This is a genomic window from Oceanobacillus halotolerans (assembly GCF_010993955.1).
Classification (GTDB): domain Bacteria; phylum Bacillota; class Bacilli; order Bacillales; family Amphibacillaceae; genus Oceanibacillus_A; species Oceanibacillus_A halotolerans.
Map to the genome: position 1 here is coordinate 132,849 of NZ_WIXL01000006.1, position 14,675 is coordinate 147,523.

General features: G+C 39.4%; 11 protein-coding genes and 1 pseudogene. 7 read left to right on the forward strand and 5 right to left on the reverse strand.

Going from position 1 to position 14,675, the window contains the following annotated elements; all coding sequences use genetic code 11:
- Nucleotides 1-568 precede the first annotated feature (568 nt).
- Nucleotides 569-930: pseudogene (locus GHC26_RS09315) on the reverse strand (sodium-dependent transporter); the annotation flags it as partial.
- 219 nt (nucleotides 931-1,149) lie between these two features.
- Between GHC26_RS09315 and GHC26_RS09320 the strand changes: the two are divergent.
- The 6 genes from GHC26_RS09320 to GHC26_RS09345 all read left to right on the forward strand — a co-directional run bounded on the left by GHC26_RS09320 (nucleotide 1,150) and on the right by GHC26_RS09345 (nucleotide 8,578).
- Nucleotides 1,150-2,349, forward strand: coding sequence for an LL-diaminopimelate aminotransferase (locus GHC26_RS09320; protein WP_163970994.1), 1,200 nt, complete (start codon nucleotides 1,150-1,152; stop codon nucleotides 2,347-2,349).
- 22 nt (nucleotides 2,350-2,371) lie between these two features.
- Nucleotides 2,372-4,009, forward strand: a complete 1,638-nt coding sequence (locus GHC26_RS09325; protein WP_163971050.1) for a thiamine pyrophosphate-dependent enzyme — start codon at nucleotides 2,372-2,374, stop codon at nucleotides 4,007-4,009.
- Between the two features lie 24 nt (nucleotides 4,010-4,033).
- Complete coding sequence (locus tag GHC26_RS09330) at nucleotides 4,034-5,530, forward strand: aldehyde dehydrogenase family protein (RefSeq protein ID WP_163970995.1); 1,497 nt, start codon at nucleotides 4,034-4,036, stop codon at nucleotides 5,528-5,530.
- Between the two features lie 577 nt (nucleotides 5,531-6,107).
- Entirely contained in the window at nucleotides 6,108-7,280 is a 1,173-nt protein-coding gene (locus tag GHC26_RS09335) for a saccharopine dehydrogenase family protein (RefSeq protein ID WP_163970996.1), read from the forward strand.
- A gap of 198 nt (nucleotides 7,281-7,478) precedes the next feature.
- Nucleotides 7,479-8,267 (forward strand): IclR family transcriptional regulator, encoded by a 789-nt coding sequence (locus GHC26_RS09340; RefSeq protein WP_163970997.1) that lies wholly within the window; start codon nucleotides 7,479-7,481, stop codon nucleotides 8,265-8,267.
- On the forward strand, nucleotides 8,267-8,578 hold the full coding sequence (locus GHC26_RS09345; protein WP_163970998.1) for a DUF3870 domain-containing protein: 312 nt from the start codon (nucleotides 8,267-8,269) through the stop codon (nucleotides 8,576-8,578). The genes GHC26_RS09340 and GHC26_RS09345 overlap by 1 nt, the downstream gene beginning before the upstream one ends.
- A gap of 885 nt (nucleotides 8,579-9,463) precedes the next feature.
- Here GHC26_RS09345 and GHC26_RS09350 read toward each other — a convergent pair.
- From GHC26_RS09350 to GHC26_RS09365, 4 genes are all read right to left on the reverse strand, one after another.
- The gene (locus tag GHC26_RS09350; RefSeq protein WP_318936999.1) at nucleotides 9,464-10,909 is read right to left on the reverse strand and encodes an NAD-dependent succinate-semialdehyde dehydrogenase; all 1,446 of its coding nucleotides are present in this window, start codon (nucleotides 10,907-10,909) and stop codon (nucleotides 9,464-9,466) included.
- Nucleotides 10,910-11,357: 448 nt separating this feature from the next.
- On the reverse strand, nucleotides 11,358-12,560 hold the full coding sequence (locus GHC26_RS09355) for an acyl-CoA dehydrogenase family protein (protein WP_163971000.1): 1,203 nt from the start codon (nucleotides 12,558-12,560) through the stop codon (nucleotides 11,358-11,360).
- A 19-nt stretch (nucleotides 12,561-12,579) separates the two neighbouring features.
- Nucleotides 12,580-13,737 (reverse strand): CaiB/BaiF CoA transferase family protein, encoded by a 1,158-nt coding sequence (locus tag GHC26_RS09360; protein WP_163971001.1) that lies wholly within the window; start codon nucleotides 13,735-13,737, stop codon nucleotides 12,580-12,582.
- A gap of 242 nt (nucleotides 13,738-13,979) precedes the next feature.
- Entirely contained in the window at nucleotides 13,980-14,339 is a 360-nt protein-coding gene (locus tag GHC26_RS09365; protein ID WP_163971002.1) for a DUF1428 family protein, read from the reverse strand.
- Nucleotides 14,340-14,511: 172 nt separating this feature from the next.
- Here GHC26_RS09365 and GHC26_RS09370 point away from each other — a divergent pair, with 172 nt between their 5' ends.
- Nucleotides 14,512-14,649, forward strand: coding sequence for a hypothetical protein (locus GHC26_RS09370; protein ID WP_163971003.1), 138 nt, complete (start codon nucleotides 14,512-14,514; stop codon nucleotides 14,647-14,649).
- Nucleotides 14,650-14,675 lie beyond the last annotated feature (26 nt).

The window sequence follows — 14,675 nt, forward strand, 5'->3', positions numbered from 1 at the left end:
ATTAAAATTTTGTCCACGTCGAGTCCACTTCTTAGTTAAAATTTTATACTTTCCTAACGTGTAAAAAAGTCGGTATTCGCAAATGGAATACCGACTTTTTTTATAAAGGTAAGAATGTATAAAAATTTTGCTTTATATTGTTCATATATAGGAACAGCCACGTCCAGCTTTGAGCGATTGACGTCCTAGTGTTGGCGTTGTCACAGGACGTGACGATTTTAGCCAGTGAGAGCGATTGACGTCCTAGTGCTGATAGACATAAGGACGCACGAGTTTTCATCGGCCAGTGCCTACCCCCTCGAGGTCATAAGTCAATCCTCATTACGCGCAAAAAACGCCACGTCGAGGCTTGGCTTATGATTGGTAGATAAGAAAAACTTTCTTACTGCATAAGTGCAACTAAGGCTTTCGCCACTTGGCGACAAGTCAAGTTTTCTAATCGGGCGTGACCAAAGCGCTTACGCTTTTCTATAGAGGAGGCTGAGGCTGTGTCCATGAAAAAAACACTGTGAAAACGACTGTCCGAAACGGAATTCAATGGCGCAATTTTAAAAGCATTATATAATTATAACGTTCCTGGAATCGGTAAGACACTATAAAGGAGGACCCAGCCACCAACAACACTATAGAACGACATTAAGAGAAATGCTTCTAGCACCCCCCATTTTCCAATTATGGGCCATTCACTATTTGGAGCTAAATGCTTATAATGGCCTTTTTTTGTGCTCCTCGCCCAATTATGAATTCCGCTATTAGTAAAGGAAATCCAACTATGACCGTAAAAAATATAAATAAAAGAAAAAATGCGCCACCACCATTCATTCCTGTCATATATGGAAATTTTCAAATGGCAACAAGTCCAATTACTGCTCCAGCAGATGATAAAATAAAGCCTAACTTGGATGACCATTGCTGATTTTTTGTACCCATTCAAGAAAACCCTTTCTGTTAAAACGTTGATGTAATTTTTTTAGTATAGCACGTTTATTCTATTTGACCATTCTACGTGATAATTTTTAGGAATAGCTTGTACCTAAAAATTTATACTATTTATACTTCATAAACAATTGAAAAAACTATAGTTGTGTATTATACTTGTTGGTAGACAGATGAAATGGCATTTTAATAAATGAAACGGGAGGCTAGAACATGGCGTTTGTTTCGGAAAAAGTAAGTCAATTGCCACCATATTTATTTTCCGAATTCCAACGTAAGAAAAAACAAAAGCAAGCAGAAGGTGTCGATGTGATCGATTTAGGAATTGGTGCTCCTGATTTACCAACACCAGATTTCGTAATTGATAAATTGACAGAAGAAGTAAAACAGCCAGCAAATCATCGCTATTCCACTTATGGTGGTTGCCAAGAATTTAGAGAAGCTGTTGCATCCTTTTATGAAAAACATTATGGTGTATCACTTGATCCAGAAACGGAAGTCTTAACACTTATTGGTTCCAAGGAAGGGATCGCGAATCTAGTTCAATCTGTTATCAATCCTGGCGATGGTGTACTTTTACCAGATCCAGGCTATCCAGCATATCAGGCGGCCGTACACTTAGCGGATGGAGAACAGATTCTTCTACCATTGGATCCAGAGAATGGATATCAACCTAACTTTTCCACAATAGCTACAGAATCAATTCAGCGATCAAAATTAATGCTTCTAAACTATCCAAGTAATCCAACAGCAGCAACTATTGATTTAAAAACATTTATGGAAGCGGTAACATTTGCAAAGAAAAATAACCTCGTTGTGGCTCAAGATGCAGCATATGACTTAATTACATTCGGAGATTATAAAGCGCCTAGTATTTTACAAGTTCCTGGTGCTAAAGATTGCGCTGTTGAACTTGGTTCCCTATCAAAAAGCTTTAATATGACTGGGTGGCGCATTGGTTATATTGTAGGAAATAAAACAGTCATTAAGGCGTTAGCAACATTAAAAAGCAATATTGATACATCGCAATTTCTACCCATACAAAAAGCAGCAGCAACGGCCCTAACGAGTGATTTAGAAGCTGTTAAAGAGCATAATGCAGTTTATTATAAGCGAATGGAAACGATGTATAACGGTTTACGAGATATGGGGATTGAAGTGGAAAAACCAGCTGGTACGATTTTTATTTGGGCAAAAGTACCAAATGGTCATACATCCATGTCCTTTGCTAATAGAATGTTAGAAGAGGCTGGTGTAATTGTAACACCTGGAAATGCATTTGGATCATCAGGTGAAGGCTATTTCCGAATTGCATTGTCGGTTCCATCAGAACGATTAGAGGAAGTAGTCAGTAGGATGAAAAGCATGAAACGTGAGGGGTTGACGAGTAGTGGAAACAAAGACAGCAGCTGAGGAAGTGGTAACAAAAAAAACGATGACTGCTGCACAAGCAATTGTAACGTGTATGAAACATGAGGGCGTGGAAAATGTTTTCTGTGTTCCAGGTGAGAGTTATTTGCCTTTATTAGATGCGCTTTATGATGAAGAGCAAATAGATGTGATTTCTACAAGACATGAGAGTGGAGCAGCCTTTATGGCAGAAGGATATGCGAAGTCGACATTAAAACCAGGGGTTGTTATGGCTACTAGGGGTGTAGGAGCAGCAAATTTATCAATTGGTGTACATACAGCGTATCAGGACTCGACCCCTATGGTTGTGTTATTAGGCCAAGTGCATCGGAAATTTAGAGGGAGAGAAGGTTTCCAAGAAGTCGAGTTGGATCAATATTTCCAGTCGATTGCCAAATGGTCTGTCGAAGTGAAAGATCCTGAGCGAACACCAGAGATTATCCAGCGAGCATTCCGTCAAGCACAAACTGGGAGACCAGGTCCAGTCATTGTGTCACTACCAGAAGACGTGTTGCCAGTGGAAGCTGATATGCATTTTGGAAAGGCGGTAACAAAGCCTAAACCAGCACCTTCTCTAGAGGAAGTGCAAGCTATGGAAGAAGTAGTGGCATCAAGTGATAGACCATTAATGATTGTGGGTGGTGGTGTGAAAAGCTCTCAAGCAGAAGAAGCACTAGTTTCTTTTGCAGAAAAATATCACTTACCAGTCATAGCTGCTTTTCGTAGGCAGGATGCATTCCCAAATAATCATCCACTATATGTGGGACATCTCGGTCTAGGAACAAATAAGAAGATCATCGATACGGTAAACGAAGCAGATACCATTTTAGCCGTTGGAACGAGACTATCAGAAGTGACGACACAGGATTATCAGCTTATTCATGAAAAGCAGCATTTAATTCATATTGATATTGATGTCGATACATTAGGCAAAGTGTATCCACCAACTATTGGAGTAGTGGCAGATATAAGGGAAGCAATGAAAACGATGAAGTCTATGGATCTTACACCAACATGGCAAAATTGGGTACAAAAGCGTCGAGAGAAATTTGAAGAGACAAGTAATTTAAATGTGACAGAAGATGATGTATTGAACAAACAGATCATTTCTATTTTAGCAGAAAAGCTTGATAAAAATGCATTACTGGCAAATGATGCGGGGAACTTTGCTGGCTGGTTGCATGGTTTTTATCCATTTACAGAAAAGCATACGTATGTTGGCCCAACCTCTGGCGCGATGGGCTATGGGATGCCAGCAGCACTTGGAGCCAAATTAGCCTTCCCAGAAAAAACGGTCGTAGCTCTATCAGGTGATGGCGGATTTATGATGACCGCACAAGAACTAGAGACGGCAGTCCGTTATGACATTCCAGTTATCTGCTTAGTGTTTAATAATAAAATGTATGGAACAATTCGTATGCATCAAGAAATGCATTATCCTGAGAAAGTGATTGGAACAGACCTAGGAAGTGTATCCTTTACTAATTTAGCAAAAAGTGTTGGTGCAGAGGGTGTTTGTGTGACCAATGTGGAGGACTTTACAGAGGCACTAGAAAATGCATTAGAAAACCAAACACCTACCGTGATTGAAATTTTAACAGACCCAGAACAAATTTCGGTATCATCGACGATCCGTGACATTCGCTCACGATCGTTAAAATAGATTAATAATATAGGAGGAATGTACATGTCACAAACATTATTAGATGTAAAAAAACTTGAAAATTTTATCGGAGGAGAATGGTTGGAAACTGGTAATACAACACCTGTGAATAACCCTGCAACAGGGGAGACAGTAGTTGAAGTGCCGCTATCCACTGCTGAGCATGTTAATCAAGCGGTAGCTACTGCAAAGAAAGCTCAAAAAGAATGGGCATTAGTACCTGCACCACAACGTGCGGAAGTATTATTACGTGTAGGGAACTTGATGAAAGAACGGAAAGAACGCCTCTCCCAATTATTAACCATGGAAAATGGAAAAGTTTTAGAAGAAGCTCGTGGGGAAGTGCAGGAAGGAATTGACATGGCCTTTTATATGGCAGGGGAAGGACGTCGTTTGTTTGGTCACACAACTCCTGCAGAATTAAATGATAAATTTGCGATGAGTGTTCGTTCTCCTGTTGGAGTAGTGGGGATTATTACACCATGGAATTTCCCAATTGCGATCGCAACATGGAAATCATTCCCTGCAATTGTAGCAGGTAATGCTGTGGTTTGGAAACCTGCAACAGAAACGCCGATCATGGCATATGAGCTAGCGAAAATTTTTGAAGAAGCAGGTTTGCCAAAAGGTGTGTTAAATGTTGTCTTCGGAAAAGGCTCATCTGTCGGAGATGCAATGGTACATCATGATGATATAAGGGTCATTTCGTTTACAGGTTCTAATGACACTGGTCGAAATATTGCTGCAGAATGTGGTCGTCAATTGAAAAAGGTTTCATTAGAAATGGGTGGAAAAAATGCAGTGATTGTGATGGATGATGCAGATCTTAACTTAGCCGTTGAAGGTATAGTATGGAGTGCATTTGGAACTAGTGGACAACGGTGTACGGCATGTAGCAGGGTTATTGTCCATGAGGATGTGAAAGAAGAATTAGAAAAACGATTACTAGCTGAAATGGAAAAATTAACGATTGGTAATGGGTTAGATGAATCGATTAAAGTAGGTCCAATTATTAATAAGGCTGGGCTTGATAAAATTAAAAAATATATGGAAATCGGTAAAAATGAAGGTGCAAAATTATTAGCAGGTGGCGAAGAATTAACAGGTGAAAACTTTAAAGACGGGTATTATTTCGCACCAACTCTATTTACAGATGCAACACCTGATATGCGTATCTCCCAAGAGGAAATTTTTGGTCCAGTTGTATCGTTAATCCCTGTTAAGAGCTTTGAAGAAGCAATTGAAGTGAACAATGGCGTTTCCTATGGATTGTCTAGCTCTATCTTTACAAGGGATGCGAACCGTGTCTTCCAAGCTCAACGTGACCTAGATACAGGTATTGTCTATGTCAATGCTGGTACGACAGGTGCAGAAATTCATTTGCCATTTGGTGGTACAAAAGGAACTGGAAACGGCCATCGTGACTCTGGTGTTCAAGCATTGGATGTCTTTACAGAATGGAAAGCAGTGTATGTTGACTATAGTGGTAAGCTACAACGTGCACAAATTGATGTAGATTAAGGATTAGTAGACTTACAGAAAAAGGAGAAATCGACTTTTATCCGTCGATTTCTTCTTAAAATAAGGATGGAGTCTACGTATTCTACCTCTACTAGTAGAGATTTTCTAATCAGAAGTAATTAAAACCCATGAAATCAACATGTTGCGGAGTTCATCTTACTTAAGCCTTAAAAAATTATTATAAGCTCTGGAAAATTTAAGTCTCTTCCGGAATAGGAGTCGACTGTCCTACGCTCCAATCACTAAAATAAGCTATAAGTTGCTGTGTATTTGGAACTCATTTCTAGCGGAGGAAATACACGGAGACTCCTGCGGGAAGTAGGAGATCGGTGAGACCCCACAGGGCGGTAGCCCGAGGAGGCTCACCACTCCCCCGCGGTAAAGAAGACACTGTGAAAACGAATAGTTTGAACAGATGTCGCACTTATGCCCCTGGTGAAAGCGTAGTGTATTTCCGTAGCGAAACTATGTGAATATCCTAACTACTGCGCACAATATAGATTATACGTCGCAGAAAACAGCAATGGGTGCAAAAAGAGCCTAGGATAAAGATATTAATAATGTTGGGAGTGGTCATATGAAAATAGGTGTATTAGGTTCAGGACTAATGGGAAAAGAAGCAGCAAGAGATTTAGTTTTAAGTGATGGTGTTGAAAAAGTTGGCTTAGCAGATATTGATTTGGATCGTGCAAAAGCGGTATGCGATCAATTAAATTCTGACAAATTAACGGCCTATCAGGTTGATGCGAGTGATGAGCAAGATTTGGCTAATTATATGAGACAATTTGATGTCATCATTAATGCTTTATTTTATTCGTTCAATGAGATTGTTGCGAAAACAGCGATTGAAGTCGGCGTAAATTCTGTTGATTTAGGTGGTCATATCGGTCATGTAACAGATAAAGTATTAACAATGTATGAGGAAGCAGAAGCAAGTGGTGTGACCTTAATTCCAGACCTTGGTGTTGCACCAGGAATGATTAACATCCTATCTGGTTATGGTGCAGGGAAGTTAGATAACATAGAATCTATTAAACTATTTGTCGGTGGAATTCCTGTTCGTCCAGAACCACCATTTGAATATAACCACGTTTTTTCCATGGAAGGTGTATTTGACCATTATACAGATCCAGCACTGATTATTCGCGATGGCAAGAAACAAGAAATTTCATCCTTATCAGAAGTGGAAGAGGTTCATTTTGAAAAGTTTGGGCCATTGGAAGCATTCCATACATCTGGTGGTACGTCGACATTATCCCATTCTTATCCAAACTTGAAAACATTGGAATATAAAACAATACGCTATAAAGGTCATGCTGAAAAGTTTAAGCTGTTGGTCGATCTAAATTTAACTCGTGCTGATTATGAAGTAGATGTAAATGGCGAGAAGGTTAATCCTCGACAAGTATTATTAAAAGTACTTGATCCGATCGTTGATTTAAAAGATAAAGATGATGCTGTCCTACTCCGAGTTGTCGTAACTGGTGAAAAGCATGGAGCACCGAAAACCTATGAGTATGAAATGACAACATATAAAGATCGAAAAACGAATGTAACGGCAATGGCACGAGCAACTGCAAATACGATTTCGGTTGTAGCGCAGATGATTGCGAACGGAACCATTCAGAAACCTGGTGTATATCCACCTGAACAAATCGTTCCAGGGGAAGCGTATATAAACGAAATGAAAAAACGCGATGTTGTCATAAAGGAATCTGAAAATGTAGAAAAAGTTTCGGTAAACACGTAAAATTAATTTATAGGAGATTCCCTCTACCCTCCATAAGTAGAGGGTTCTTTCCTTTTTATTTCACGTTAGGAAAATTTTAGCTAAGAAGTGGACTCGACGTGGCTAAAATTTTAATGTCCCAAGTATAAGAAAAACTAACACAATCGATAAGGACGAGCGGATGCGAGTATTTCTAATTAACAATAGGAGAATTTTATAATGAATCAAAGTGTTGTCAAGGCCCTTAAATTACTCGATTTATTTACAGAAGGAAAATCAGAATTAACATTAAAGGAGATCGCAGACAAATCTCAACTGCCAAAACCAACTGTTTATCGATTGCTTTCATCACTAGAATTTGCAGGATATTTGCGAAAAATAAAAGAAACCGAACATGATAGTCGTTATCGCTTAGGACTGAAATTATTAGAATTAGGCCAACTCGTATCAGACCAATTAGAATTACGAAATGTGGCGCTTCCCTTTATGGAGCAATTAGCGCATGATTTGAATGAAGTGATCCACTTGGTTATTGTGAATCAAGAAGAGGCGACCTATATAGAAAAAGTGGAAAGCAGTCGAGCACTACGCCTGTATACAAGAATCGGCAAGAGTTCTCCTTTATATCTTGGCTCTGGTCCGAAAATGCTGTTAGCAATGCTGCCAAAAGGAAAGCAGGAAGAAATATTACGCAATGCAGATTTATTTCGATTGAGAGATGAGGAACAGATCGGGGAAGAGGCATTAAGAAAGGAACTGGAAATGATACGGAAAAAAGGATATGCTTATAGTATCGGAGAACAAGATGCTGATACAACTGGTATTTCCTTTCCTATCTATGATCATCAGCACCAGGTTGTTGCTGCATTAGCAGTAAGTGGCTTGTCCAAGCATTTTGAAGGGGAAAACTTAACCTACATAAAAGAAAAAACACAACAGACAGCAACCAATATCTCCAGTGAATTAGGATATCGTAGTAAAACGGTTGACTGGGAGGAGATAACGTAATGAAAACAGTTTTTATTGCAGGTCATGCACGACTTCCATCTGGAATGGCTGCCAAAAGTATCTATGAAACATTAACCATTACAGCAGAAATTGATAAAAAATACGGAGTAATTGTTACAGCAAATTGTACATTAGCTACAGAGCATGGGCGAGATTATGTACACCAACTATTACGGGGACATAGTTTACAGGATGGAATTGAACAGCCTGTACAGGAAGTGAAAAAGCATTATCTTGGAAAGGCTGGAAATGCATTAGCATCTGCCTTAAAGGATTTGTATAAGCAATATGAAACACATAAAGGAGAATAAAAATGCGCGTGACCATATAACATTTGCGCATATTTACTAGGTCCTGCTTTAGGTTTATCCCGCATGTAACGGGCAGTAAGACCCCCACTTCAAGATTTCTTAGGAGATCTAAGAAAGATAAGTGGAGGATCAAATTGCCGTAAATGTCCGATTCGTTCAACTAACAATCAGTGGGGGAGGATAGGAACCCCCCACTATTGAAGTTTTACTTTTAATACATTATTGTTTTTCATAACAATAGTAAAAAGCATGTGAAAAGTTTTGCGATTTCACATGCTTTTTAATGCTCGTTCATTTACTTACAATGGCTGGATTCTAAAAGAGTCTTCGTGTTTTTCCTTCGCTAGCTCCTGTTTTATTTCTTATTAATATTATATTGATGCTTATACAATAGTTGATGGAACGGAGTACAGTTGACTCCTGCGGAAAAAACACGCAGCTAGATCCCACAGGAAGCGGTTTTTGCTTCCTATGTCTAGCTACAATGCCTACCCCCTCGAAGTCTTAAGTCAACCCTCATTACGCGCAAAAAGCGCCACGCCGAGGGTCGGCTTAAGCTTGGCAGATAAGAAACTACTTATTGCATAAGTGCAACTAAGGCATTCGCCACTTGGCGACAAGCCAAGTTTTCTAATCGGGGGTGACCAAGGCACTTCCGCTTTTCTATAGAGGAAGCTAAAAGCGTCTGTCCGCGGTAAAGAAGACACTGCGAAAACGAATAGTTTGAACAGATGTCGCACTTATACTCCTGATGAAAGCGACTGTCTGAAGTGGAAATCAACGGCTTTGATTTACTGCGCACCATATATAAGACGAAACGGTAAAAACCATCAAAGAAAGAGCCTTTATAAATTAAGAGAAGTTACAAGATGTACTTGAGTCCATTTAGTTTCCGATTCCTAGTGATACAAATTTCTTTTCTAAGAATTCATCCATTCCTTGATGGCCGCCTTCTTTACCGACCCCAGATTGTTTCATTCCACCAAATGGAGCTTCTGGTGTAGCAGGAAATGCATCATTGATGCCGACAATACCGTATTCTAGCTTTTCCATTACTCGAATAGCACGGCTCGTTTTTTCAGTGAATAGGTAAGCCGCTAATCCATAATCCGTATCATTTGCTTTTTCGACCACTGTTTCCTCATCAGTAAAGGTTTGAATTGGCATGACAGGACCAAACGTTTCTTCATTCATAATGCGCATATCGTCTGTAATGTCCGATATGACGGTCGGCTCAAAGAAATGTCCTGCTAAATCGCCACTCCATTTGCCGCCACCACAAACAACTTGTGCACCTTTTTCGACTGCATCATCAAGATGGGACTGTACTTTTTTAGACGCTTGTTCGTTAATTAATGGTCCAAGGTCTGTATCCTTTTCAAGTCCATAACCAACTTTTAGTTGATCCACTTTTTCTTTTAATGTTTTGGTAAATGATTCTGCAATTGATTCATGTACATAAATCCGATTTGCACAAATACAAGTTTGACCATTATTGCGGAATTTACTACCGAGTGCCATCGTTGCAGCTAGATCAATATCGGCATCATCAAACACAAGAATTGGTGCATGCCCACCTAACTCAAGGGAAAGTTTTTTCACGTGATTTGCACTTTCGCGCATGAGGTGTTTTCCGACAGCCGTTGAACCAGTGAATGTAATTAAGCGAACTGTTTTACTTTGTAGCATCGTATCGCCTATCGCTTGTGCTTCTCCTGTCACCATATTAACAACTCCACTCGGCATTCCTGCACGTTCAAATATTTTCATAATTTCTATGGCTGATAACGGTGTTTCAGGTGAAGGCTTTAATACAACAGTACAACCAGCCGCTAAAGCTGGACCTAGTTTACGAGTGATCATAGATGCAGGAAAGTTCCATGGAGTAATCGCTCCTACAACACCGATTGGTTTTGGAACAACAAGCATTCGCTTTTCCTTAAAGGAGGATGGTACCCATTCCCCATAACCGCGACTTGCTTCTTCTGCATACCATAATAAAAAGTTAGCAGCAGCTTTAATTTCACCCGTAGATTCTTTTAATGACTTCCCTTGCTCTGTTGTTAAAATCTCCGCTAAACGATCGACATCTTCTAGCATGAGTTCGTGTGCTTTGTATAAAATCCGTGAACGTTCACGCCCAGGTAGCTCTCCCCATGTTTTAAACGCTTCTTTTGCCGCTTCAATCGCTTCTTCTGTTTCTTTAGCACCACCATAGGCTACTTCTGTAATAGGTTCTAACGTTGCTGGGTTATAAATCGTATCTGTCTTCCCATCCACAGCACGCCATTTTCCATCAATAAAAATACTTTTCGTTTGTTTCTCAAACAATAATAGCCCCTCCCTTTTTCCTTTATTATAACGTACACGATGTTTGTTTTTCATTGTTTGTGCAATATAAATGCGAAATGTTTGGAAAAATCATTCTCTATTATACATAATGCTTAACCGTCCGTAATTATTCAAGGCTCTTTTCGCATACTTTGTTGTTTTCTACCTCGCATAATGTATATGATGCGTCGTAATTTGAGATAGCCTTATTGCTCCGCTTCGGAAAAACACTACGCTTTCACCATGGGCACTTGTGCCCGTGGTGAAAGCGACTGCCGTGAGGTGGAAATCAACGGCGTTAATTTACGACACATAATACATCTTATATGCAAGACGTTTCATGCTAGAAAGCAACAATCTTTTAGAAAATAGCCTTATTCAAAGTTAGAGTAGGAAAGGTCGGTATGGTAAACAGTGGAGTCAACATACTAACCAACTTAATGGTAGACTATTTGTTTACTAAGTCACCTTCCCAAGCAGGCAGCATTTTATTTAATGGTTTATCCTCACGATACCCTAGTACATACTCTGCTTGCATAATCGTATGAATTTCTCGGGTTCCTTCATAAATAACAGGTGCTTTGGAATTACGCAAGTACCGCTCAACTGGATATTCATCCGAATACCCATATGCGCCATGGACCTGTACCGCATCATCTGCAGCTTTATTGGCGAAATCACACGCCTGCCATTTTGCTAAGGAAGTCTCACGGGTATTCCGTTTTCCTTCATTTTTCAGCTCACCAGCACGATAGACAAGTAGACGACTCATTTGCAAGCCAGCTTCCATATTCGCAATCATTCGTTGTACAAGTTGATGCTTTCCAATTGGTTTTCCAAATGTTTCGCGTTCATGACAGTAATTTACACTTGCTTCAAGACAAGCCATAATTTGCCCAACTGCACCAGCAGCTACGGTGAAGCGACCATTATCTAAGGCAGACATGGCAATTTTAAATCCTTCTCCTTCTTCACCTAATAGATTTTCTTTTGGTACTTTTACATCTTCAAAGAATATTTCCCCTGTATTCCCAGAACGAATACCATGCTTTCCTTTAATAGCTTTAGAAGAAAATCCTTCCCATGTTCGCTCAACGATGAAGGCAGAAATTCCTTTATGTTTTTTAGACTTATCCGTATATGCAAAAACTAAGAAATGATCAGCTGTATCACATAGAGAGATCCACGTTTTTTGGCCATTTAAAATATAATAGTCACCTTCGTTTGTCGCAGTAGATTGTAGTGCAACAACATCAGAACCAGCACCAGGCTCTGTTAATCCATATGCGCCTATTTTTTCACCCCTTGCTTGGGGAACAAGATATTTTTGCTTTTGTTCCTCTGTTCCCCATTGTAATAATGTCATACTGTTAAGTCCTGTATGAACCGATACGGCTGTACGGAAAGCAGTGTCCCCACGTTCTAACTCTTCACAAACAATCGCTAAAGAGTTGTAATCCATCCCACTTCCACCATATTGCTCTGGGATACATACGCCCATTAATCCAAGATCAGCCAGTTTTGGCATAATCGAAGGATCAAATTTTCCCTCTCGATCCCAGTCTGCGATATGTGGCATGATCTCTTTATCTACAAAACTTCTAACTGTATTACGTAGCATTTCTTGTTCTTCTGTAAAGTTAAAATCCATCTAAAAATCTCTCCCTTAATTAATTTGGTTTCGTTGTTTTTATATTTCCAAGTATTTGATCATTGTGCTCACCAGCATTAGGTGGGTGATGACGAACTTGTGGTGGTGTACGTGATAGTTTTAAAGGACTTCCTACCATTTGGATAGGGCCAGCTGTTGGGTGGTCGCTTTCAATAAACATGTTGCGTGCCTGTAATTGAGGGTCGTTTGTAACTTCTTCTATATTTTGGATAGGACCACATGGAATCTTATTTTCTTTACATTGATCTTGCCAATAAGCAGTCGGCTTTTCCAAGAATGCTTCTTGTAGTAAAGGCACTAATTCTTCACGATGTTCCACACGATCTGGGTTGGTCTTAAACCGATTATCTGCTGCAAGTTCAGGTCTGTTTATGACATCACATAGCTTTTTAAATTGACGATCATTGCCAACTGCGATAACCATTTCCCCATCCATTGTGTTAAAAGTTTGGTATGGAACGATATTTGCATGTTGGTTCCCCAAGGCTTCTGGGATTTTTCCTGCCATTAAATAGTTGCTACCGACATTTACAAGAGCACTAACAGCAGAATCATATAAAGATAAATCCAATTTTTGTCCTTTTCCTGATTGTGTTCGTTCTAGTAAGGCTCCCTGTATACCAATACAGGCATATAAGCCAGTAATAATATCAGTAATAGCAACTCCAAGCTTCTGGGGACCAGATTCTTTATCACCAGTAATGCTCATGAGTCCACTCATTGCTTGGATAATAAAATCATATCCTGGCATATCTTGATAAGGCCCTGTTTCCCCAAAACCGGTAATGGAACAATAAACAATTTGCGGATTAATGGCTGCTAATGTTTCGTAACCCAGTCCAAAACGTTCCATTGTACCAGCCTTGAAATTATTAATGACAACATCACTAGTAGCAACTAATTCTTTAATCGTGGCAATGCCTTCTTCTGACTTTAAATCAACAGTTATGCTTTTTTTGTTACGATTTGCACAAAGGTAATAAGCGCTAACACCATTTTGAAAGGGAGGACCCCATTTTCGTGTCTCATCACTTCCACCTGGTGCTTCTACTTTAATTACATCGGCACCAAGATCCCCTAAAATCATCGTGCAATAGGGACCAGCAAGCACACGCGATAAGTCTAAAATCCGTATATTTTCAAGTGCTCCCGACACAACTTCACTCCTTCCTGTTACTTTTTATTCATGGATAATAAAAAAAAGCCAATCCAATATAACGACAGTCGTTGCTGACGTTACTTGAACTGGCTTACATCTGTTGGAACAGAACTGGAATTGAACTGTAAACAGATTAGGCAGTTTGATGAACTTATTGGTATTGTGTTGAATTAACTATATTATATCGAATTCAGAATAAAATGTAAACGCTTTATTGAAAGAAAATTTTTTTAATGGGTTTAGTCGATGGTAGAGAATGAGGATCGAAATGCTTTGTGATGATTAACTAAGAAATTGGCATGTTCTAAGAGTTGATTGAATTCTTCGTGTTGCTTTACGTTCTCGGTGACCTCCTCATAGTGAGAAAGGTTGCGAAATATTGCTTGACTGAAAAATAGTGTTTCATTTTCTTTTAAAGGAATAATCTCTTCTAAACCGATACACCCACCTTTTCCAGTTAAGTCATCAGCGCGATAAATGGTATTTTCCAGTGCACCATTAGCTAAATAGATATCATTAATTTGATCATATAGATCTATTAATGTGACGATATTTTTCTTTTTAACGCGATATAAATAAATGACTGTATACAAGCCCATCACCCTACCTCTTTTAGAACACTACATATATATTCAACAAAAAGAGAAAAAATCCTTTTTTTGTGTAGTGGAAACGGGCTTATAGCACAACAAGACGGGATTTGCATGGGGAAGAACTGATCAGTGCGGGAACTGTTTGGAGATGAGAAAAGTGAATTAAGAATGCTGCTCGGTGAAGAAACCGGTGATGGAAGATGAAGAAAGTAAATCGATCATGCTTGTCGGAGCGCAAATAGGTGATAGAGATACAAAAAGTAAAACGAGAGTGCTGCTCTGTACCAAATCAACAGGTAATAATGCAAAACGGTAACAGAGCAAGTCTCTCAGTGGCCAAAC